We start from the raw sequence: 23,901 nt of genomic DNA on the forward strand, positions 1-23,901 counted from the left end.
CCTGCGCGGCAATATCGCGCCCGACGGTGCGGTGATCAAGCCGGGTGCAGCCGATCCGAAGCTGCATGTGCATACCGGCCGCGCCGTAGTGTTCAAGGACTACAACGACATGGCCGCGCGCATCGACGACGACGCGCTCGATATCGACGAAACCTGTGTGATCGTGCTGCAGCACGCGGGTCCGGTAGGCGCGCCGGGCATGCCGGAGTGGGGCCAGTTGCCGATCCCGAAGAAGCTGCTGCAAAAGGGCGTGCGCGACATGCTGCGCATCTCCGACGCGCGCATGAGCGGCACGAGCTACGGCGCATGCGTACTGCACGTGGCGCCGGAATCGTTTATCGGCGGACCGTTTGCGCTGGTGCAGGACGGCGACCTGATCGAGCTGGACGTGCCGCAGCGCAGGCTGAACGTGCTGGTATCGGATGAAGAACTGGCGCGCCGCAAGGCGGCGTGGGTGGAACCTCAGCCGCGCTTCACGCGAGGCTACGGCGCGATGCATCAGGTGCATGTGATGCAGGCCAACAAGGGTTGCGACTTCGACTTCCTGCAGCGCGATGGCGCGAGCGGCGCCAGTAGCTGCAGCAGCGGCAGCGAGCCCGAGATTCACTGAGTTTAGCTGTGCGGCCGTTCGAAGCTGGGTGCTTCGAACAGCCGTAATCGCCTCGAAAGGCATCCGGGACAAGCAGGTTTTCGAATTACGTTTTTTGGTAGTCAGGCCGCGCGCAGGAGACCAGGCGGCGAAGCATACGATAAGGACTACATATCGTGCCGGTCGGCGGATTGGCGGATGTGTGGCGACGAGAGTGATTACTGGGTGCCGGACGGTGGCCAGGCAATTTCATGCGGCATAACGTGCCGCCATAATTCCAACGACGTGAAAGGATGATCTGATGAAAAAGAGTTACAAAGAAGCCAGGCTAGCCGTCGCCGGCATGGCAGCTATGCTCGCTACGGGCGGAGCGTTTGCGCAGAGCAGCGTGACCCTCTACGGGGTGATCGATACCGGAGTCGGTTATCTGAGCAGCCAGGCGCCCTCGACCGGCGCGACCAAGGGCGGCCAATCGGTGGTCAAGATGCTCGAAGGCGTCTGGGGCGGCGAGCGCTTCGGCTTCAAGGGGAGCGAAGATCTGGGCGGCGGCACGAAGGCGATCTTCCAGCTCGAAGAAGGTTTCAACACCGACACCGGCGCAGAGAGCAAGTCCGGCCTGATGTTCAGCCGCGCTTCGTGGGTCGGCCTGACCAATGCGAGCTACGGTACGTTCACCGCAGGTCGCCAGTACACCCCTTACTACAACATGCTCGCGCAGTACGGCCCGACCCCGTGGCTGACCGGCGCCCTCGGCGCCCATCCGGGCGACCTCGACGCACTCGACACCGACTACCGCGTCAACAATTCGCTCATGTACACCTCGCCGACCTTTGGCGGTCTTAAGCTGAGCGGCATGTACGCACTGGGCGGCGTGGCCGGCAGCTTCAACGCCGGTTCGACCTGGAGCGTGGGTGCACAGTATCTGGCGGGTGCGGCGGGCATCGGCGTCGGCTTCGCACGCTTCAACAACGCGACGAGCGGCGGCGGCGCCTGGAGCTCCAGCTCGACGGCCTACTCGGGCACGGGTGAGCAGGGCGAGTCGAGTATCACGAACGGCTATCAGAATGCGGCGGCACAGCAGCGCTTCGCCGTGACCGGTGGTTATCAGTTCAGCCCGCAATGGGATGTCTCGGCGTCGTACTCGAACGTGCAGTACATTGCCGGTCCCAATTCCGGCTTCTCGACGACGGCGATCTTCAATACCGGCGGCGCGGTGCTGCACTATCGTCCGGCCGTGTCGTGGGACTTCGCTGCGGGTTACAGCTACACGCGCGCCACCCAGGCAAATGGCGTTCAGGATGCTGCGACCTACCAGCAGATCAACCTGACCGAACTCTATAACCTGTCCAAGCGTACCCGTATCTACGTGCTGGAAGCATTCCAGCGCGCCAACGGCCAGACTATCAACGGCGGCAAGGTTGTCAACGCAACCGCAGGCATCGCCGAGCAATCGGCCGCGTCGTGCCGCAGCCAGTTCGCGGCGACCATAGGTATCAACCACCAGTTCTAATGCGGTAGCAGGTTGAGGGTGGCGGCATCGGATGTCGCTGTCACCCTTGCATCAAGTCTTACTGGTTCCTGTCAATTGTTAAGCATAACTTACGTTGTGCTTGGTAATAGATCTTCCGAATGGGCCAGGAGGAAGTTGTAGTTGCCGGGTCTGGATCCTTGCCAGGCGTGGCGCCTGGAGCGAGACCCGTGAAAAAAAAGCCTGTGCCCGCTGATAGCGCGAGTGCCAATTCGTCCGCCGGCAAATCCGCGGCGCTGCCCGTGGTGGCGGGAAACTTCCGTGCCCCGGCCGCGACGCCGACCCAGCAGGGCGGCAACGGCATTCGCTTCGACTTCAACGACGGTTGCCGGATCGCGTTGCCGGAGGGCGACTGGCATGTGCGTTTGAGCGATGCGCAGACCAACAACACGTTGTTTGAGACGCAGATCAAGGCGGGCGTCGTCGCAAGCAGCAAGAAGTATTTTGTGCCGTTTCAAATCGAAATTCGCTCGGGCGATCAGGAGGTCTTGCGGCACCGCTTCGACTGCAGCGGGCAGAACGTTCTGATCCAGTTTCCAGTGGGCACGCTGGGCGATCTGATTGCCTGGTTCCCTTACGCCGTCAAGTTCGGCGAACAACATGGTTGCCGGCTTACCTGTGCGATGGGCGCGACCCTGATTGCGCTGTTCAGGAACCTGTACCCATCGATCCGGTTCATGACACCCGAAGAGATCGATCCCGACGAGTACTACGCCACCTACAACATCGGCCTGTACTTCGACGATGAGTCGAACGTGCGCCAACCCAGCGATTTCCGCCTGGTGGGTTTGCACCGCACCGCCGGCTATATCCTTGGCGTCGATCCTGAGGAGGCGCCTCCCGGCATCGAGATTCCGGACGATACCCGGCCGATTGCCGAAAAATACGTGTGCATCGCCGCGCAGAGTACGACCCAGTGCAAGTACTGGAACAACCCGTCGGGCTGGCGCGAGCTGGTGCAGTTTCTGAAAGACCACGGCTACCGGGTGATCTGCGTGGACCAGAAGGCCACGCATGGCACCGGCATGGTCTGGAATCACATCCCATACGGCGCTGAAGACCACACCGGTGACCGGCCTCTCGCCGAGCGCGCGCGCTGGCTCAAACATGCGGAATTCTTCGTGGGCTTGAGCAGCGGCCTGTCGTGGCTGGCATGGGCGGTCGGCACGCCGGTCGTCATGATCAGCGGCTTTACCCACCCCACCAACGAGTTTCATACGCCCTACCGCGTCATCAATTACCACACCTGCAATAGCTGCTGGAACGACGTGCGCGTGAAATTCGACCACAAGGATTTCCTGTGGTGCCCGCGTCATGCGGGTACACCGCGTCAGTTCGAATGCACCCGGCTGATTACGACTGAGCAGGTCAAGAATGTGATTCGCCGCATACCGGTGTTTGCCGCATAGCGGGACAGCGGTTGCGCGCAGTGCGAGTTCAAAAAAACACGATAAAGCACATCAGGGAGGCATAAGAATGAGAAGCTTGACTTGCCGTAGAAAATACGGAGTCCGTTATTTCGGCAGAAAGAGGATTGGCCTGTCGCGCCTCGTGCGGCTGCTGATGGGCGTCGCGCTATTACAAACGGTCGCGATGCCGGTGCATGCGCAGACGTCGGTGGCCTCGGGGGTGACGTCCACAGGGGTGGCGGTTACCGCGGGCGATAACCAGACCGTCGATGGCGGCGGCCTCGCGATCAGTTCGTTTGTTTCATCCGGCGGCACGCAGATCGTCTCGTCGGGTGGCGTGGCGAGCAGTTCGGTCGTGTCGTCGGGTGGTACCCAGTTTGTGTCGTCCGGTGGGGTGGCGTACGGCGCGACACTACTGGCCACCTCGGCCAACCAGACGGTTTCCGCAGGCGGGGTGGCCAGCAATACAGTCGTGTCCGGCGGCAAGCAAGCGGTATCCAGTGGCGGTGCTGCGTATGGCACGGTGGTGAGCTCCGGCGGCTCGCTTTATGTGAGCTCGGGCGGTACGGCCATCTCCGCAGGTGTGCTCGCGGGCGGCAAGATCGTCGTGGGCAGCACGTCCGGTGGCGGCGTGACCAGCAATACGACGGTGCAATCTGGTGGCCAGGAGGTCCTGTCGTCTGGCGGTGTGGCTTCTGCTACGGAGGTGATGTCGGGTGGCTCGCTGGTGATGTCCGGTGCGGGGAGCAGCTATGCGACCACGGTTTTTGCCGGCGGCACCGAGAAGGTGGCAAGCGGCGGCACGGCGGTCGATACCGTGTTGAGCGGCGGTACCTTGGGATTGGCGTTGTCGGGCGTCGCCAGCGGCACGACGGTCGGCGGAGGCGTGAACTCCGGCGGCACCGCAGTGACCGGGCAGTTGAACGTGTCGGCATCGGCCGGCAGCGCTGGCTCCGCGCTCAATACGACAGTGATCAGCGGTGGCAGCGTGCAGGTGATATCGGGCGCCTTCGTTAGCGGCACGGTAGTGAATAGCGGCGGTAGCGTGTCTCTTCAATGGGGTGTGGCAAGCGGCACGACCGTCAACAGCGGCGGGATCCAGACCGTGTGGGACGAGACCAGCACCGCATCGGCCGGCACTTCGCTGGCGACGGTGGTCAACAGCGGCGGTCTCGAAGTGGTGTCGTCGGGCGGCAGTGCGGTCGGCACGAACCTGAGCGGCGGCACGCAGAGTGTGAGTCTGGGCGGCTCGGCCATCAGTGCGGCCGTCGACGCCGGCGGTGTGCAACAGGTCGCGGCCGGTGGGGCCGTGGCGGCGACCTCGGTGAACGCAGGTGGCAGCGAGGTGCTGTCGTCGGGAGGGGTGGCAAACGGCACGACGGTTAACGGCAGCGGCACGCAAAACGTGCTGTCGGGCGGTGTGGCTAGCGGCACGGTGGTCACGAGCGGTGGCGAATTGAGCGTGCAGGCGGGCGGCAGCGCCACCGGCGTGGTGCAGAGCGCGGGTGCGGCGCTGGTGGCCAATACGGCGGACACGGTCTCGGGCTCCTATGTATCGTCGGGATCGACCGCCACGTTCTCGATTTCGAACAATACGGCATCGAACGTCGTGGCTGAAGACGGCGGCAACCTGGCGGTGCTGGCCGGTGGCTCGTCGTTTGACACGCTTGTGAACAGCGGCGGCAGCGAAGTGGTGTCGTCGGGTGGTGTGGCGAGTGGCACGACGATCAATAGCAGTGGCGCGCAGGACATTCTGTCGGGTGGCTCGGCCATCGGTGCGACCGTCAACAACGGCGGTGCGCAGAATGTGGCGCGTCTTGGCACGGCTCTCGACACGTTGGTCAATAGCGGCGGCAGCGTAGTCGTGTCGTCGGGTGGTGCGGCAAGCGGCACCGTGCTCAGCAGTGGCGGCGCGTTGAACGTGCAGGCCGGCGGCAGCGCGACGGGCGTACTGCAGAGCGCCGGGGCGGCAGTCGATGTCAATACCTCGGCGACGCTGTCCGGCACTTACGTGTCGGGGGCGTCGTCCAGCACTGACTCGATTGCGAACAATACCGCGTCCAACGTGGTGCTCGAAAACGGCGGCAACCTGTCCGTGCTCGACGGCGGCACGTCGCTCAATACGGTGGTCAACAGCGGCGGCAGCGAAGTGGTGTCGTCGGGCGGCGTGGCAAGCGGCGCGACCATCAACAGCAGCGGCACGCAAGCGATTCTGAGCGGCGGCCTCGCCGTCAGCGCAACCGTCAACAACGGCGGCACGCAAAGTGTCGCTAACGGTGCGGTGGCGAGCGGCACGGTGGTGAACGCCGGCGGTACGCAGAACGTGAACTCGGGTGGTTCGGCTGTCGGTGGCGCCATCAACAGCGGTGGTCAGCAAAACGTGGCCAACGGCGGCACGGCGATCGGCACCGCGGTGAATAGCGGCGGCACGCAAAACGTCGCGAGCGGCGGCACAGTAACCAGCGGCGTGGTGAATGCCGGTGGGACGCAGAACGTCACCTCGGGTGCAACGGTCAGCGACGTCGTGCTCGACGGCACCGAGAACACCTTGTTGCCTCCGGCGGTTCTGCCGAATCAATCGGGCGGCGCCGTGCAGGACGTTTCGAGTGGCAGCAACGTGAGCGGCACCGTGGTGAATAGCGGCGGCACTCAGGTGGTGTCCTCCGGCGGCGTGGCGGGCGGGACGCTGGTCAACAGCGGCGGTGTGCTGAACGTGCAGACTGGCGGCAGTGCGACGGGCGTGGTGCAGAGCGCTGGTGCCGCATTGATTGCGAACACGGCGGAGACGCTGTCGGGCACCTATGTGTCGTCATCGGGTTCGACCAGCAATGCGTTCTCGATTTTGGATAACCTGGCCTCCGCGGTGGTGGTGGAAGACGGCGGCAGCCTGTCGGTGCTTTCGGGAGGTTCGTCGCTACGTACGGTCGTGAACAGCGGCGGCAGCGAAGTGGTGTCGTCAGGCGGTGTCGCGACCAGCACGACGATCAACACGAGCGGCGCCCAGAACGTGATGTCCGGTGGCCTTGCGCTCAGCGCGACCGTCAACTGCGGCGGCACGCAAACCTTGCTAGGCGGTGTGGCGAGTAGCACCACGATCAACAGCAGCGGAACACAGAGCGTGCTGTCCGGCGCTTCGGCGTTCGGCGCGACCGTCAACCATGGCGGCACGCAAAGCGTGTCGAGCGGCGGGGTGTCGATCAACACGGTGGTCAGCAGCGGCGGCATCGAGGTGGTGTCGTCGGGCGGTGTGGCGAGCGCGACCACCGTCAATAACAGCGGCACGCAAAGCGTTTTGTCGGGCGGTTCGGCGGTCAGCGCGACTGTCAACGGCGGCGGCCTGCAAGCGGTGGCGAGCGGCGGCACTGCGCTCGACACGCTGGTGAGCAGCGGCGGCACGCAGAACGTCAGCGCAGGCGGCGTCGTCAGCGGCACGACGATCCAGGTCGGTGGAATGCAGAACGTCCAGTCGGCGACGGTGACTGGTTCGGTGGTGAGCAGCGGCGGCTCGCAGACCGTCGCGAACGGCGCACTGGCGCTGGGCAGCATAGTCAGCAGCGGCGGTAACCAGACCGTCTCGTCGGGTGGTGTCGCTAGCGCCACGACGATCGATGCCAGCGGCACGCAAACGGTCGCGAATGGCGGCGTGGCAACCGGCAGCGTCATCAACAGCGGCGGCAGCCAGAATGTCTCCTCGGGCGGCGTGGCGAGCGCCACGACGATCAACGCAAGCGGCACGCAAACCGTGACGAACGGCGGCATCGCAACCGGCGGCGTGGTGAACAGCGGCGGCAGCCAGGTGGTGTCCTCAGGTGGGGTGGCGAGCGCGGCGACTATCAACAGCGGTGGCAGCCAGAGCATCGTCTCGGGTGGCACGGCGAACCAGACGACGGTGGGTAGCGGTGGCTCGCAACTGGTGCTGGCGGGCGGGGTCTCCAACGACGCGATGGTGAACAGCGGCGGCTACCAGTACATCGACGGTGTCGTCGAAGGCTATGCCTACAACGCCACGGTCAATAGCGGCGGCGTGCAGGAGGTCGCCACCGGCGGCACGGCACAAGGCACGCTGGTGGCGGGCGGTACCCAGCAGGTCGACTCCGGCGGCCTCGCGACCAGTACCACCGTGAATAACGGCGGGGTGCAGGATATTCTCGCGGGCGGTTCGGCTACGGGGACCACGGTGTCCTCGGGTACGGTGATCGTCGACGGTACGGCCAGCAACCTCACGGTAGGCTCCGGTGCGGTCGTCACCGGCACCGGCACGGTCATGCCGGGTCTGACGATGACGAGCGGCAGCACGCTTGTGCAGAACACGCTGGGCGCCGGCTTGCACGTGAGCGGCACATTGAGCCTCGAGAGCGGCTCCACGTACAACGTGACGCTGAGCCCAGGCGGCACGAGCGGCACCGCTGCCGTCACAGGCAACCTGACGATCGGCTCGGGCGCGGCGCTGACGCTGACCTCGCTAAGCGGGACTTATTCCGTCGGGACTACGTACACGGTGCTGACGTATACGGGTTTGCAGACTGGTGCGTTCGGCACAGTGACTTCGAACTTCGCTTACCTGACGCCCGGCGTCGCTTATTCAAGCGGGGTTGTCACGGTCACGCTGAATGCACCCAGCACAACGGGTACCTCGGGCACGACGACAACCACGGGCTCGGGTACAACGGCGACGACGACAACCACGACCAATGGCTCCGGCAATACGTTCAGCTTTGCCCTGGCGGGAGACTCGCTTAACCAGAACAACGTGGCGAGCGCATTGACGGCGAACTACGGCAAGGGCGGTAGCGCCGTGACGAACGCGCTGCTCGTGACGACCGTGGCGCAGGCCTATAGCGCCTTGGATGAACTGTCGGGCGTCGACGCCGTGCCGTTCCGGCAGATTGCCGAGGCGCGCACCGGCCAGGCGCAAGACACGGTTGCGCAGCATCTGGCGAGCCTCGACCCGGCCACCCAGCATGGTCTGTGGGTGAGCGCTGCGTATCAGCAGACCTCGGTCGACGGCGACGCTGCGCTGGGCAGTAGTCCATACGACGATCATTCGACTGCCGTGACGCTCGGCTACGACCAGCGCTTGACGCAGACCGTGCGCGCCGGCGCCGCGTTGATGTTCAACAACGACAACGTGGACTTCTCCAATGACGGGGCCAGCGCCCGCACCGACGGCGTACTGGCCGAACTGTACGGCTCCTGGACGCCTGCCGGCAGTCCGCTGTACGCCACCGGGATCGCCGGACTGGGGTACTGGAATAACCGGCTCTCGCGCCAGGTGAGCGTCGGCGCGGTGTCGAACCAGGACAGCAGCACCTTCAATACCTCGAGCCTGGCGCTGTATGGCGAAGCCGGCCTGAAGCTCGCGTTCGCGGTGGGGACCGTGCAACCGTACGCCGCGCTGAGCACCGGCCACTACGCGCAGCAGGGCGCGACCGAGGGCGGCGGCGTGACCGCGCTGACCTACGCCTCGGCGAACACCAACGCGCTCTCGAGCATCCTCGGCGCGCGCTTCCTGAAGCAGGGCATGTGGCTGTTCGGCCATGCCCTCGATCTGCAGGCGGACATCTCGTGGGAGCACCGCCTGACGGGCGCGGATCAATCGCTCACCGCTGCACTTGCCGATGCCCCGCAAGAGAGCTGGCAGGTGTTCGGCACGCCGTCGGACCGTAACGCCGCGAAGCTCCAGATCGGCGCCGACTGGCAAGTTGCTTCGCGCACCAAAGTGTTCGCCAGGCTGGGGGCCGAGTACGGCACGAATACCCATGACTACGGCGGCGAACTGGGCGCGCAGTGGAAGTGGTAAGTCTGCGCCGCGCGGGCAAGCCAGATCTTCTGGCTTGCCCCGGGACAAGAACACACATTGTTGAAGGGAGACAAAATTGATCAGGTATTCAAACCAGTTTTGCGCCGCCGGCCTTTGGGTCGCGCTTCTAGCCGGGTTGCTGGCCGGATGTGGCGGAGGCGGATCTTCGGGTTCGACAGGAGGCTCGGGCGCGGCGTACACGGTGCCGGCGAGCGGGTCTTCGAGCACAGGCACGAGCACCCCTGCGAGCACGCCAGCGGCGAGTACGCCGGCGGCGACCACCACCACGGCCTATCAGGTCGGCACGACGACGACCGATCCGAACCTGCCGGCCGCGCCGACCATGCCCACCTTGCCGCCGGCCAATGCGGCGTGCCAGCTAACGGCCAATTACGCGGCGCAGAGCAATGGTCTGTTGCCCACCACCACCGAGGCGACGGCCGGCTCGACCGCACCGGACACGGCCCGTATCCAGGCGGCGCTGTATGCGTGTGCGAACGCGGCCAATGCCTACACGGCCACCAACACGCTGAGCAGCAACGGCGTGGTCGAGTTGAGTGCGAACGGCGCCAACAATGCCTTTCTGACAGGACCGCTGTCGATGCCCGGCGGCGTGACGCTGGTGATCGACTCAGGCGTGACGCTGTTCGCCTCGCGCGACCCGACCCAGTACGAATCCGGCACCACAGGTGCTTCGACGGCGAACCTGCCTGGGACGCCCAACGCTGGACAGACCGGCGCGACGACTAGCGCCATTGCTGGCAACGGTACCTACTATTGCGGCCAGATCTATCCGAACGACGATGGTTGCAAGCCGTTGATCAGCAACGTGGTGTATAGCGGCTCGGCGAAAATCTATACGAGCAACAACGCGATCATGGGTCCGGGGACAATCGACGGCCAGGGCGGCCAGCCGCTCTACACGACGGCGGCGAATCTCGCGGCAGCCGGTGCGCCGCCGCTGATCAAGCGCCCGGACGGGACCAACATGAGCTGGTGGGATCTCGGCTGGGAAGGCAATGAGGCGCTGTCCGGCGAAGACGAGAACAATCCGCGTCTGATCGAACCGCTCTACGGCTACAACTTCACGCTGTTCAACCTGACGCTGCAGAACGCGCCCAAATTCCACATCACGCCGACCGGCATCAACGGTTTCACCGCGTGGAACGTGAAGATTTTCACGCCGACTGCGGTCTATCAGACGATGACCAATTACTGGGGAGCGCCGTACAGCTACGCCTCGATCAAGAACACCGACGGGATCGATCCGGGCAGCAAGAGCCCGACGACTTCGGCCACCCCCGCGTCGCCCGCGCTACCCGGCGGCTATAGCGGCTCGGCAGGCAGTTTTACCGGCGATATCAGCAACGTCCTCGTGGCCTATTCGTACATCAGCGACAGCGACGACAACATGGCGATCAAGGGCGAATCCAGTATCGCCGACGGCCGCGTCTACAACATCACGGTTGCCCACAATCACTTCTTTTATGGGCACGGCATGTCGATCGGCAGCCAGACGTCGGGGCTGGACGGCAATCCGGCCAATTTGGCCAGCGCCGATCCGGGTGTGGTTGCGAATACCACGCCGCTGCTCGTGCAGGGGCAACTCGTCTATCCGAGCGTGTCGAATGTCAATGTGTACGACCTGTCGATGAACTACACCGACAACGGCGTGCGGATCAAGACCAACTGGAGCGAAGGCGGTCTGGTGTCCAACGCCAACTACACGAACCTTTGCATGCAGGGCAATCCGAGCCCCAATACGCTCGACTCCACGCCGCAGGCGGCCATCATCATCACGCCGTACTACACGGCTACCGGGAACGCAGGCTTGTATCCGAGCTACCAGAACATCACCATCAATGGTTTGCACGAACTCACCGCGGCGAGCTGGACGTTCCAGGGCTTCAACTCGGCGAGTCCGAACCTGCAAGGCTGGCCGACCGGCAGCGTTGCGGTACCCAGCCCGGCGGTGGTGAATCCCTTGGGCCTCACGCTGAATAACGTGGTGGCCGACGTGGCGCCGCTTTCGGTCACATCGAGCGACGCCAGCATTACGCTCGGCAACAACGTGAATGTGCCGCTGGTGACGTCGACCACCAACAATGTCATCGCGGCGAGTAACACCGCTATTGCAGCCGCTCCGACAGTGGACTGCAGCAAAGCGTTTGTGCCGTTCCCGGGCCAGACCTTCCCATGACGAACGCCAGCGATCGATGAGCGCCTCTTCCCAAACCAACGGGGCCGGCCAGCCGCAGCCCGCTGGCCCCCCGGCCGGCGGCCCCGCCGCTGGGCCGGGTCAAGCCCCTTTCGTCAAGCTCGGCGAGCCGCTCTTCGAGGGGCCGGCGGGGATTCGCTACGACTTCAACTACGGCTGCCGCGTCAAGGTGAGCGGGGCGGGTTGGCGCGTGCGTTTGCTGGATCGCAACGCGGACGTGGTGCTGTACGACGAGGAAGTTGCCGACGCAACGGTGTGCAGCACCAGCCGTTACTACGTCAATTTCCGCATCGAAGTGCTGCGCGACGGCAAACTGGTGTTCGAGCACGATCAGGATCTGTACGGCAGAAAGGTGTTTGCGCGCTTGCCGGTCTCGACGATTGGCGACGTGATTGCCTGGTTTCCGTATGTGGATGAGTTTCGCAAGCGGCATCAGTGCGAGATGTACGTGTCGATGGGCGAGGCGCTCTGGTCGCTCTTCGAAGACGCTTACCCGCATTTGCACTATGTTCACCCCGAGGACGAGGATGCCGGCGCGTACGGCTTCTACGCCAGCTATTTTCTCGGCATCTTCTTTCCGAGCAGCGACCGAACGCACCAGCCCACGGACTATCGGGTGAGCGGCCTGCAACGCACCATTGCCTGGCTGCTCGGCCTGCCGGCGCAGGAGTGCCGGCCGCGGATCGGCGTTCGGGATACCCGCAGGCGAATCGCGGAGCCCTATGTCTGCATCGCGGCGCAGGCGTCGTCGCAATGCAAGCACTGGAACAATCCGACCGGGTGGTACGAGACGGTCCGGTATCTGAAGGCGCAGGGGTACCGGGTGCTCTGCATCGATCGCGACGCGTTGACCGGCCAAGGTCTGCAATGGAACCACATTCCCTACGGCGCGGAGGACTTCACCGGCGATCTGCCGCTCCAGGAACGCGCCAGCCTGCTGCTGCATGCTGAGTTCTTCGTCGGCCTGTCGAGCGGCCTGTCGTGGCTCGCATGGGCGCTCGGCAAGCCGGTCGTGATGATCAGCGGATTCACGCATCCGCAGAACGAGTTCGGGACGCCGTACCGGGTCATCAACTTTCATGCTTGCAACAGCTGCTGGAACGACACGAGCGTCGAATTCGACAACACGGACTATCTGTGGTGCCCGCGCCATGCCGGCACCGAGCGGCAATTCGAATGTTCGCGCCTGATCGCACCGGGGCAGGTCGTCAAGACGATTGCGCGGGTGATCGACGATGTGAAGCATGACCCGCGCCCTTAGGCCCGGCTCGACGGCGGTGACGGGCGGGTAGGGCCTGCCGGGCCCCCGGCCTGAAGACGGGCCCGGCGTTGCTTCAATGTGTAAGACATCGCGCCGGATCGTCTGAACGTCATCAGGCAAATATTGAATGCCAAACGTGGTCGCAGCGACCCCGCCGGGCTTGGCTGGGACGGCCATAAAGCATATTTTCAGCGGCCTTGGCCATCAATTTAGCGTACGGGTATGTCCTAGGCCGCAACACGGGGAGATATCAATACAATCCCATCTTGTCTTACAACATAGCTGATTGCGCTAAGTTGTAAATCAGCAGGGGATAGACCGTAGCGACTGTGCCCATTCGAGTGAAGCAGCTATGCCAGGTCAGCGCCGACAGCCGCAGAGCGATTCAACGTCGGGGATCCGGGACAGGTTCGAATTGCGCCAGACACAGTCGATTGATGATTCATTTTTGAGGAGATCACACGATGAAACAAAATTTCGCCCTGACCGGTGTGTCGATGCTGGTAGCCGCCTCGCTGCTCGCGTTCAGCGCAGGTGCCGCGCAGGCTCGCACCTTCCGTGTCGCCGACGTGCATAGCGACACCTTCCCGACGGTCATGGCCCTGAAGTACATGGGCGACGAACTGGCCAAGGAGACTAACGGCCAGGACACCGTGAAAGTCTTTAGCAACAGCGCTCTGGGTTCGGAAAACGATACGATCGACCAGGTCCGGATCGGCGCGATCGACATGGTGCGTGCCAACGCCGCGGCGTTCAACGACATCGTGCCCGAATCGATGATCCCCTCGCTGCCGTTCCTGTTCCGCGACGTCAACCACTTCCGCAAGGTCATGTATGGCCCGGAAGGCCAGAAGATCCTCGACGCCTTTGCGGCGAAGGGCATGATCGCGCTGACCTTCTACGAGAGCGGCGCGCGTTCGATCTACGCCAAGAAGGCGATTCACTCGCCGGCCGACATGAAGGGCCTCAAGGTGCGCGTGCAACCGTCCGACCTGATGGTTGACGAAATCAAGGCGATGGGCGGCACGCCCACGCCGATGCCGTTCGCGGAAGTCTATACAGGGCTGAAGACGGGTCTGGTCGACGCAGCCGAGAACAACATTCCGTCGTACGTGGAAACCAAGCACTACGAAGTGGCGACGCAGTTCTCCGAAACCGAGCACTCGATGACGCCGGAAGTGCTGGTGTTCTCCAAGAAGGTCTGGGACACCCTGACGCCGCAGGAACAGACGGCGATCCGCAAGGCAGCGGCGGATTCGGTGCCTTACTACGTCAAGTTGTGGACCGCGAAGGAGGCCGAGGGCGTCCAGACCGTGACCAAGGCTGGGGTGACGATCACGCCGGCCGCGCAGATCGACCGTCCCGCTTTCGTCAAGGCGATGCAGCCGGTCTGGGCGAAGTATGAGAAGACGCCCGAGATGAAGCAGATCGTCAACGAGATCGAGGCGGTCCAGTAAGCCGTTCGCACAGCTAGCGCTGCCGGAAACCCTTGTGGAGCAATCTCGGGGTTGTCCGGCGTTCGTCGTTGGCGGCTGCGTTGCGCAATGGTTTGGCGGCGAGTCCGTATGGGCGTGCCGGCAGGTTCGTGGGGCCAGTCACGACTGCCCCGGAATGTACGAGGAAGAGAGAGAGAGATGAACTTCGTGAAACGCCCGCTCAGGGTGCTCGCTCGCGTGGCGACGGCGGTGTCGGCGATTTGCCTCGCCGTGCTGACGGTGCTGGTGATGTACAGCGTGGTGATGCGTTATGTCTTCAATGACGCGCCCGACTATGTCGAACCGATCGGTCTGCTGCTGGTTCTCGTCATCGCGTTCTTCGGCGCCGCCCTGAAAGTACGCGACGGCGGACATATCGGCCTCGATTCGCTGGTCAAGAAGCTGCCGCCGAAAGGTCAGGTCGCGATGGCGGTGTTCCAGCAGGTCTGCGTGGCGGGTTTTTCGATTGCGGTGTGCTTCGGCGCCTGGAATATGGCCACCACCACGCTCGACGACCAGATCCCGATTCTCGGCTTGCCGGAGGCCGTGCGTTACGCGATTCCGTTCGCCGCCAGTGCCTGCACCATTCTCTTCTCAATCGAACATCTATTGGAACTCTTCGCGCGGAAGCGGGCGTGATCAATCATGGAACTTTTGATTCTTACTATCAGTTTTCTCGTCTTCCTCGTGCTGGGGGTTCCCGTTTCGTTTGCATTGGGGCTGTCCTGCATCCTGACTTACCTGCATGAGGGGCTGCCGGCGGCGACGGCGATCCAGTCGATGGTGTCGGGCATCAACGCGTTCTCGTTCCTCGCGGTGCCGTTCTTTATTCTCTCGGGCGAGCTGATGCTGCACGGTGGCATTGCCGACCGCATCCTGCGCTTTGCGCAGGCCACGGTGGGGCATTTCCGCGGCGGACTCGGCATGGCCAACGTGGTCGCCTGTACCCTGTTCGGTGGTGTCTCCGGATCGCCGACCGCCGATACCTCGGCGATGGGCGGCGTGGTGATTCCGTTGATGAAACGCGAAGGGTATAGCGCGGCTTACGCGGTCAACGTCACGACCCACGCTTCGCTAGCGGGTGCGCTGATGCCGACCTCGACCAACATGATCATCTACGCGCTGGCGGCGCAAGGGATCACGGGGATCGTGGCCGGGCAGTCGGTGAGTGGCGTGTCGATCGGAGACCTGCTGTTTTCCGGCCTGATTCCGGTGCTGTGGGTGATGGGCTTCGTGCTGCTCGCCGCATACTGGCAGGCGGTGCGCTACAAGTTCCCGCGCCGCGCCGACGGTTCGTCCGAACTGCCGAAATTCCCCGGCTGGTTCATGGTGGCGAGGACTTTCGTGGGGGCGTTGCCGGGCCTGATGGTTATTCTCATCATCCTGACCTGCGTGGCGAAGGGGATTGCCACCGCAACCGAGGCGGCGGCGATTGCCGTGGCGTACTCGCTGGTGCTGACCTTCGTCGTGTATCGCACGATGACGCTGAAGAAGCTCTCCATGGCGTTGGCCCGTGCGACGCGGACCACGGGCGTGGTGCTGCTGTTGATTGGCGTGTCGAACATGCTGCGTTTCCAGATGGCTTACCTGGAAATTCCCGACGCGATTCAACATCTGCTTGAACATGCAACGACCATCCCCTGGTTGATGCTGCTCTACATCAACATCCTCCAGGTGTTCCTCGGCACGTTCGTCGACATGGCCGCGCACATCCTGATCACCACGCCGCTGTTCCTGCCGATGGCGATGCACTACGGCGTCGGTCCCGTGCAGTTCGGCATCATGATTCTGCTGAACTGCTCGCTGGGTCTCGTGCACCCGCCGATCGGCTCGGTGCAGTTCATTGGCTGCGCGATCGGCGACGTGTCGATCGGGGAGACGACGAAAATCGCCTGGCCGTACTACCTGGCCATTTTCAGCGCGATCAATATCGTCACCTACGTGCCGATGTTTTCGACCTGGTTGCCGAGCCTGATCAACGGCCATCCGGTGTTCTGATCCCGGAGCAACCGGCGCAATGAGGATACGGAACCCGGCTGGCCAGGTTCCGTTTTTTTTGTCCGAGACACTGCGAACACACCATGCTCAACAACATCAAGATCCGTACGGGTTTGACGCTGATCGTTTGCATTTTCGTTGCGTTCCTGATGACGGTGATCGGCGTCGGCTACGGCGCACTCAAGCAGGCGATGAACGGCTTTCAGGACGTGCAGCGCAGTTCGGCCGCGCTGGCGTCGTTGAACGCGAGTTCCGAGAAGTTGCTGCAGGCGCGGCTCGCATTGGGCAGCTTCGAGATCCTCTTTCATGTGGGCAAGCCCACGGACGGTTTGCTCGCGAGTGCTCAAGACATGCTGCGCGAGTCGAACAAGGACTTCCAGATCTACGCGAACGGTCCGTTCTCGAGCGATGCCGAGCGCGAGCTCGCGCAGACCGTGGGTGAGGCTCGCGCGGCTCTCGTCGAGCAGGCGATCGAACCGGAATACAAGGCGCTGATGGACGACGACTTCAGCACCTTTCGCGCGATTCAGGGGGACACGGCGGACCGCAGCTACCAGGTCTACGCCAAAGCGATCGATACGCTCGAGCACCTGCAGTCGGACAGCCAGGGCCGCAGCGGCGAAGCCATGACGCAGCGCTTCAGAATCTCTGTGTTGATGTTTGCGGGCATCGGCGCGGCGGCGATCCTGATTTGCCTGTTTGCACGCGCCATGCTGTCGGCGGCGTTGCTCAAGCCGGTCGAGCGGGCCATCGAGCATTTCGGCCGGATTGCCGCTGGCGATCTGACCGGCCCGATCTCCGGCCACTCCCACAACGAAATGGGGCACCTGCTTGGCGCCTTGAAGCAGATGCGCGGTGAACTTGCCGATACGGTGTCGAAGGTGCGCGGCAGCGCCGGGGTGATTGCGTATGGCGTCAAGGAAATCGCGGCGGGTAATCTCGATCTGTCCGCGCGCACCGAGCAACAGGCCGCCTCGCTGGAACGGACGGCGGCGACGATCGAGGAGTTGTCGTCAACCGTCAAGCAGAATGCCGACAACGCGCAGGAAGCGAACCGGCTCGCGCACGGCGCACTGGAGACGGTCACGCGGGGTGGCGCCGTGGTGAAACGCGTGATCGAGACCATGGACGATATTACCGGGTCGTCGCGCAAGGTGAGCGAGATCATTGGCATGATCGAAGGCATCGCGTTCCAGACCAACATCCTTTCGCTCAACGCGGCCGTGGAAGCCGCGCGTGCCGGTGAGCAGGGCCGCGGCTTCGCGGTGGTGGCCTCGGAAGTGCGCAGCCTCGCCCAGCGCTCCGCGACGGCGGCCAAGGAAATCAAGGACCTGCTGAGCGAGTCGGCGGCGCAGGTCGAGCAAGGCGCGTCGCTGGTCGCGCAGGCGGGCGGCACGATGCAGGAGGCGATGCAGGCGGTCGAGCGGGTGACGCACATCATGGTCGAGCTCGAAGCGGCCGCGCACGAGCAGCGTTCCGGCATCGAGCAGGTCAATCAGGCAATCAACCAGATCGACGATGTCACGCAGAACAACGTCGCGCTGGTCGAGGAAGCTGCGGCAGCCGCGAAGTCGCTCGAGGAGCAGGCGTTGGTGTTGCGGGAGGCGGTTGCCGTGTTTCGTCTTGAAGAAGCGGCTGCACCGGGGGTGGACAGCCGCTTCGCCGCGCGCGCCGATGTTCAGGGTAGGGACTTGAAGCGTGCGGCAAGTTGTTCGGCGCCGCGCCCGAGAATCCCGACGTCCGAGCCGACCGCCGTGAACGTGCAGCCGAGTTCGATATAGCGTCGCGCGAGCGCCTCGTCGCCGATCAGAATGCCGGCGGGCTTGCCGGCAGCGACGATGCGCGTGATCGCGTTCTCGATGGCCGCTTGCACCTCGGGATGTTTGATTTCACCGATATGGCCGAGCGCGGCGGACAGGTCGCCGGGCCCGACGAACACGCCGTCGATGCCCTCGACCGCGGCGATCCGTTCTAGATTCTCGAGACCGAGCCGGCTCTCGATCTGCACCAGCACACACAACTCGCTCGCACACTGTTTCGCGTAGTCGGCGACGCGGCCGAAGCCGGACGCGCGTGCGGCGGACGCATAGCCGCGCACGCCTTCGGGGGGGTAACGGGTGTAGGCGACCGCATTGCGCGCTTCCTGCTCGGTTTCGACGTAGGGAATCAGCAGGGTCTGTGCACCGAGATCCAGCAGGCGCTTGATCGTCACCATCTCGTTCCAGGCGGGGCGCACAATCGGATGCGTGCCCGATCCCATCATGGCCTGTAGCTGGGTGTGCACCATCTGCAGTTCGTTGGGTGCGTGCTCCATATCGAGCAGCAGCCAGTCGAAACCGGCCCCGGCCAGGAGTTCCACCGACCCGTGGCTCGCGAGACTCGACCACAAGCCAATCTGTTGCTCGCCTGCCGCGAGCGCGCGTTTGAAACGATTTTCGGTCAGCTTCATGGGTGTCTCCTGGCCGGTGAGTGGGTATGCGGTCTAGCGCCGCTGCTTTCTGCGTTCTTGCGGTGTGAAATCGAAGCTGGCGAAGCTGCCACCCTGATACTGCTGGGCGGTGGCATCGAGCGGATTCGGTTTGGCGAGAATCTCGGCCGCATACTCCTCGGCGTTCTGACGAGGCTGATAGCCGAGACGCGCGGCGCCGGCGTTATCCCAGTAGCTGCGCGTATTGTTGGAGACGCCCCAGACAACCTGATAGCCGAGATCGGGCACGTTGATCGACTGTTCGATCAGATGCAGCAGATCTTCGAAACCGAGCCATGTGCTGAGGTGGCGGAATTCCGTTGGCTTCTCGACGCAACTGCCGATACGGATGCACACGCTTTCGATGCCGTGCTTGTCCCAGTACAGACGCGCGAGCGCTTCGCCCCACACCTTGCTGAGGCCGTAAAAGCCGTCCGGGCGGAATTCGCAGTCGAGCGCGAGTTTGTCCTCGACCGGGTGCATGCCAATCGCATGGTTGGAACTCGCGAAGATGATGCGCCCCACGCCGTGGCGGCGCGCGCCTTCATAGACTTCGACGAGCCCGCGCAGGTTGTTCTCGATGATTTCCGGCAACGGGCGCTCGACGCTGGTGCCGGCCATGTGGATCAGCACGTCGACGCCTTCGAGCAGCCGGTCGACCACAGCCGGGTCGCGCAGATCGCCGTGCATGACTTCTTCGCCGTCCACGATCGGCTCCAGCGGGCGCGAACCCGCTGCCGAGCGCAAGTTAGCGCCGCGCTCGATCAGGGCTTTGCGCAAGACACGACCAAGCTGGCCTGCCGCGCCGCTTAATGCAATTTTTTTCACAGTACTTATCCTTTTCAAGCGGTGTTAGCAAAGCGGGCCGCCGGTCAGGCGTCCGGCTTTTCTGGGGAGAAATTGGCCATCGACTCGAGTGCGCGGACAATCGCTGAGTGGTCCCAGCCCTTGCCGCCGTGAGCGACGCACGAGCTGAACAGTTGCTGCGTGCTGGCCGTGTTGGGCAAGGCCATGCCGAGACTGCGAGCGCAATCGAGCGCCAGATTCAGGTCCTTCTGATGCAGCTCGATGCGAAAGCCCGGATCGAAGGTACGCTTGATCATGCGCTCGCCGTGCACTTCGAGCACGCGCGACGAGGCGAAGCCACCCATCAGCGCTTCGCGAACCTTGGCCGGATCGGCGCCGGCGCGGGCGGCAAACAGCAGCGCTTCGCCCACTGCCTCGATGTTCAGCGCAACGATGATCTGGTTGGCGACCTTGGCGGTTTGACCGTCGCCATTGCCGCCCACCAGCGTGATGTTGCGGCCCATCAGTTCGAACAGTGGCTTGGCGCGCTCAAAGGCCGTTTGCGGGCCCCCTACCATGATCGTGAGGGTTGCCGCCTTCGCACCGACTTCGCCGCCCGATACCGGCGCATCCAGATAGTCGCAGCCGAGTGAGTTGATGCGCTCGGCAAACACGCGGGTGTTGATCGGCGAGATCGAGCTCATGTCGATCACGAGCTTGCCTGGCGTCAGGCCCTCGGCGACCCCGTTGGCGCCGAATAGCGCGTCGGCCACATTGGGCGTGTCGGGCACCATCGTGATGATGATGTCCGCTGCCTGCGCCACCGCCTTCGCGTGTTCGCATACTGTCGCGCCGGCCGCTATCAGTTCGTCGGGCACCTTGCGACGGGTGTAGGCGAATAGTTGATGGCCGCCCTTTTGCAGGTTAAGGGCCATCGGGGTACCCATGATGCCCAGGCCGATAAAGCCAATCTTGCTCATGCTTTTGATCCTTGTGTTGCGGGTTACACGGCTGGTCGAAGATAGCTGGCAGCCCAGCCAAGCCCTGCAGCGGTGATCGAGGCAGGCTTGTACTCGCAGCCTATCCAGCCGTCGTAGCCGATTTTGTCGAGATGGGCGAACAGGAACGGATAGTTGATCTCCCCGCTGCCGGGTTCGTTGCGGCCGGGATTGTCGGCAAGCTGAATGTGCGCGATGCGTGGCAGGTGCCGCGCAATCGTCGCGGCGAGCTCGCCCTCCATGCGCTGCATGTGATAGATGTCGTATTGCAGATAGACGTTGTCGCTGCCGCTGGCGGCAATCAACTCAAGTGTCTGTTGCGTGCCGGTGACATAGAAGCCCGGTATGTCGTAGGTATTGATCGGCTCGATCAAGAGCCGTATGCCGGCGGCGTCCAGTTGCGCCGCGGCGAACTTCACGTTGGCGACGAAGGTGTCGCGGATCTTGTCGGCGGCCACACCGGCAGGCGCAATGCCTGCCAGCACGTTCACCTGCTTGCAGCCGAGCGCACGCGCGTACTCGATCGCCGTACCGACGCCGTCCTGGAACTCGGCGACGCGATCCGGCAAGCACGCAATGCCGCGCTCGCCGCTGGCCCAGTCGCCTGCCGGCAGGTTGTGCAACACCTGGGTGAGGCCGTGCTTGCCGAGCAGCGCGGCAAGCTGAGCCTTGTCGTAGGCATAGGGGAACAGGTACTCGACGCCGCGGAAGCCGGCGTTCGAGGCCGCCGCGAAGCGGTCCAGAAAGTCGACCTCGCCGAACAGCATCGTGAGGTTGGCACAGAGTTTCGTCATGGTGTGTCTCGTTGCAAGCGCGTTGTCGCCGACCCGGGTGCAGGTCGCGTGCGCGATAGGCGGAACGGCACGCCGGCCCGCTGGATCCGGGTGCGGCGCTCGAATGAGCCTGATTGATGGTGCCAGGCAATCATGTCGATTGGTCCAAAAGTTGTCAAGCAAATAAGATCTTAATCGGGATTTTCCCTGGCACAAACAGACACAATCGACGGCTTGTTCCACATTCCAGATACTAGCCGTGATGCCGGAAGCACCGAATTTTCTGCGAAAAACGAATTCAAGTCTGTTTGACTTCGCTGCTGGCGACGGTCGAGCAACGCAATTGTGATCTGCTAGCATCGCTTGACATCTATTGCGTTGTATAACAACAATGGTTTGGACCTTGCAGTATCGATACGCCGTTCGCATGTGGAGAGACCGCACCCATAGCGCTCTTGCGATCGATACCCGCCAGGTCAGCACAACGCTCAGAAAAACACAAAAACATCAGGAGGCATTCGTGGCAACACGCAATAGAAACGTTCGTCAAGGCAGGGAGCAGGGCAGTCGTAACAGCAGCGAACCGGGTTCGCGAGGCCGTCGCGCATTTATGGTCTTCGCGGGAGCATCCGCGGGGGCGACACTACTGGGCACGCTCCCAGGCTGTGGAGGAAGCGTGACGAGCAGCGCGGCCTCCGCCACGCCGGTCGCCGCCGATCCGATCTGGGGACCGACTGGCGCCGCCACGCAGATCATCAATTCGCTGCAGGGCATTACGCAGTCGATGTTCCCGGGTGTCGATTTCATCGTGACCAGTTACGGCGCGCAACCCTGTGCGGTTGTGGCCGCAACCAATCCTTATACTGGCTCGACCTCGCCCACCAGTCCGGGCGCTACCCTGACCAATGCAGCAGGCGCATTCGATTCGCGGCCCGCGTTCCTCGCTGCGATTGCGGCGTGCAACGCGGCCGGCGGCGGCCGGGTGGTGGTGCCGTCGGGTAACTGGTATTGCGCCGGGCCGATCGTGCTGCTGAGCAATGTCAATTTCCATCTGAGCGTGAACTGCACGATCTACTTCAGTCCCAACCCGGCGGACTATGCGAAGGACGGTCCGGTCAATTGCGGCGCCAACGGCAATCTGTTCTACAGCCGCTGGCAGGCGAACGATTGCCTGAATTTCGGCGCGCCGGTCTATGCCCGCAACCAGACGAAAATTGCGCTGACCGGCGAAGACACGACCTCGGTCCTGAACGGCCAGGCGATGACGCCGTTCGCCGGCAGCGGCAACACGAGCACCTGCTGGTGGACCTATAAGGGCTCGAAAGAGGAATATGGCTGCGCAGGTTCGTCGACCCCGTCGCAGGCCTATGCGAATCCGAACAACGTGGATCTGCAGACCATCGCGCCGAACATCTCCGCGACGCTCTACGCGCAGTTGACCAGCCCGACGACACCCTGGCAGCAGGACCAGAACTACCTGCCTGCCTTGTCCGAAGCAGGGGTGCCGGTCGCGCAGCGGATCTTCGGCCTGGGGCATTACCTGCGCCCGTGCATGGTGGAGTTCATTGGCTGCACCGACGTGCTGATGGAGAACTATCACACCAACAACACGCCGTTCTGGCAGCATCATCCGACCGATTGCAGCAACGTGGTGATACGCGGTGTGTTCGCAGACAGCATTGGACCGAACAACGACGGCTTCGACCCGGACGCGTGCAACAACGTGCTGTGCGATACCGTCACGTTCAACACGGGCGACGACTGCATTGCGATCAAGTCGGGCAAGGCGCTGGATACGGAATACGGCTCCGCACAGAACCACGTAGTGCAGAACTGCACGATGAATAGCGGACACGGTGGCATCACGCTGGGGAGCGAGATGAGCGGTGGCGTGCAGAACATCTACGCCCGCAATCTGCAGATGCTCAACCTGAACTGGGCCACCAATCCGCTCAACATCGCCATCCGCATCAAGACGAATATGAATCGCGGCGGCTTCGTGAAGAACTTCTACGTCGATACGGTCACGCTGCCGAATGGCATCAATCTCACGGGCGGCGGCTACGGCAGTTCGTTGCTCGCCGGCAGTCCGATCAACAGCACCGTGCCGCTTGGCGTGGCTACCGCAACGGCAGGCAATCCGTCCGCGTCGCAAGGCGGCCTGATTACCTTCGACTGCGACTATGATCCGGCTGGTGATGCCGTGCGGGAAAATCCGCCGGTCGTGCAGAACGTGAACATTTCGAATGTGCAGGTAAGCAACGTGACGCTAAACGGCACCACGGCGTCCTGTTTTCAGGCCATTGTGGCGCAAGGGCCGGTCGGCTTCGACTACAACGGACCGGCGCCCACACCGACGATTCCGCCCATCGGCGGTGTCACAATCTCGAACTGCAACCTCGGCACGCCGGTCAGCGACGGCACGGCCACCGCCACGACGCCGGGGCCGATTTACGCGTACAACGTCAACGGCATTGCGCTGAACAACGTGATCATTGGCGGCACGACTTACAACACGACGATTGTCGATCTGCGTTAGCAGGGTAGCGCGACGCGCATGCGTCGACATCGAGGGGACGAGACGGGCTTGCAGCGCGCT

General features: G+C 63.3%; 14 protein-coding genes and 1 pseudogene. 11 read left to right on the forward strand and 4 right to left on the reverse strand.

What is annotated here, in order from left to right; translation table 11 throughout:
• From BLQ92_RS36445 to BLQ92_RS36490, 10 genes and pseudogenes are all read left to right on the forward strand, one after another.
• Nucleotides 1-610: pseudogene (locus BLQ92_RS36445) on the forward strand (dihydroxy-acid dehydratase); the annotation flags it as partial.
• 280 nt (nucleotides 611-890) lie between these two features.
• A complete protein-coding gene (locus BLQ92_RS36450) occupies nucleotides 891-2,099 on the forward strand; it encodes a porin (RefSeq protein ID WP_090695180.1) in 1,209 nt (402 codons plus the stop codon).
• Nucleotides 2,100-2,287: 188 nt separating this feature from the next.
• Nucleotides 2,288-3,526, forward strand: a complete 1,239-nt coding sequence (locus BLQ92_RS36455; protein WP_244106625.1) for an autotransporter strand-loop-strand O-heptosyltransferase — start codon at nucleotides 2,288-2,290, stop codon at nucleotides 3,524-3,526.
• A gap of 67 nt (nucleotides 3,527-3,593) precedes the next feature.
• Nucleotides 3,594-9,326, forward strand: a complete 5,733-nt coding sequence (locus tag BLQ92_RS36460) for an AIDA repeat-containing protein (RefSeq protein ID WP_090695187.1) — start codon at nucleotides 3,594-3,596, stop codon at nucleotides 9,324-9,326.
• Nucleotides 9,327-9,402: 76 nt separating this feature from the next.
• Complete coding sequence (locus BLQ92_RS36465; RefSeq protein WP_090695190.1) at nucleotides 9,403-11,526, forward strand: glycoside hydrolase family 28 protein; 2,124 nt, start codon at nucleotides 9,403-9,405, stop codon at nucleotides 11,524-11,526.
• A gap of 16 nt (nucleotides 11,527-11,542) precedes the next feature.
• Nucleotides 11,543-12,805, forward strand: a complete 1,263-nt coding sequence (locus BLQ92_RS36470) for an autotransporter strand-loop-strand O-heptosyltransferase (RefSeq protein ID WP_244106624.1) — start codon at nucleotides 11,543-11,545, stop codon at nucleotides 12,803-12,805.
• Nucleotides 12,806-13,269: 464 nt separating this feature from the next.
• The gene (locus tag BLQ92_RS36475) at nucleotides 13,270-14,262 is read left to right on the forward strand and encodes a TRAP transporter substrate-binding protein (protein WP_090695196.1); all 993 of its coding nucleotides are present in this window, start codon (nucleotides 13,270-13,272) and stop codon (nucleotides 14,260-14,262) included.
• Nucleotides 14,263-14,439: 177 nt separating this feature from the next.
• On the forward strand, nucleotides 14,440-14,919 hold the full coding sequence (locus BLQ92_RS36480; protein WP_090695199.1) for a TRAP transporter small permease: 480 nt from the start codon (nucleotides 14,440-14,442) through the stop codon (nucleotides 14,917-14,919).
• A 6-nt stretch (nucleotides 14,920-14,925) separates the two neighbouring features.
• A complete protein-coding gene (locus BLQ92_RS36485; protein WP_090695203.1) occupies nucleotides 14,926-16,278 on the forward strand; it encodes a TRAP transporter large permease in 1,353 nt (450 codons plus the stop codon).
• Between the two features lie 83 nt (nucleotides 16,279-16,361).
• Entirely contained in the window at nucleotides 16,362-18,059 is a 1,698-nt protein-coding gene (locus tag BLQ92_RS36490) for a methyl-accepting chemotaxis protein (RefSeq protein ID WP_090695206.1), read from the forward strand.
• On the opposite strand, the gene BLQ92_RS36495 is transcribed toward BLQ92_RS36490, so the two are convergent.
• The 4 genes from BLQ92_RS36495 to hyi are packed head-to-tail and all read right to left on the reverse strand — an operon-like array spanning nucleotide 17,957 to nucleotide 21,323.
• Complete coding sequence (locus BLQ92_RS36495) at nucleotides 17,957-18,727, reverse strand: HpcH/HpaI aldolase family protein (protein ID WP_090695210.1); 771 nt, start codon at nucleotides 18,725-18,727, stop codon at nucleotides 17,957-17,959. The two genes, BLQ92_RS36490 and BLQ92_RS36495, sit on opposite strands and share 103 nt — an antisense overlap.
• 33 nt (nucleotides 18,728-18,760) lie before the next feature.
• Entirely contained in the window at nucleotides 18,761-19,573 is an 813-nt protein-coding gene (locus BLQ92_RS36500) for an NAD-dependent epimerase/dehydratase family protein (protein ID WP_090695214.1), read from the reverse strand.
• A gap of 44 nt (nucleotides 19,574-19,617) precedes the next feature.
• Nucleotides 19,618-20,511 (reverse strand): 2-hydroxy-3-oxopropionate reductase, encoded by an 894-nt coding sequence (gene glxR, locus BLQ92_RS36505; RefSeq protein ID WP_090695217.1) that lies wholly within the window; start codon nucleotides 20,509-20,511, stop codon nucleotides 19,618-19,620.
• A 23-nt stretch (nucleotides 20,512-20,534) separates the two neighbouring features.
• A complete protein-coding gene (gene hyi, locus BLQ92_RS36510) occupies nucleotides 20,535-21,323 on the reverse strand; it encodes a hydroxypyruvate isomerase (protein WP_090695221.1) in 789 nt (262 codons plus the stop codon).
• 589 nt (nucleotides 21,324-21,912) lie between these two features.
• On the opposite strand from hyi, the gene BLQ92_RS36515 reads away from it, so the two are divergent.
• Nucleotides 21,913-23,841 carry a glycoside hydrolase family 28 protein gene (locus tag BLQ92_RS36515; RefSeq protein ID WP_090695225.1) on the forward strand — a complete coding sequence of 643 codons (1,929 nt, stop codon included), beginning with the start codon at nucleotides 21,913-21,915 and terminating at the stop codon, nucleotides 23,839-23,841.
• Nucleotides 23,842-23,901 lie beyond the last annotated feature (60 nt).

This window comes from Paraburkholderia phenazinium, assembly GCF_900100735.1.
GTDB lineage: Bacteria > Pseudomonadota > Gammaproteobacteria > Burkholderiales > Burkholderiaceae > Paraburkholderia > Paraburkholderia phenazinia.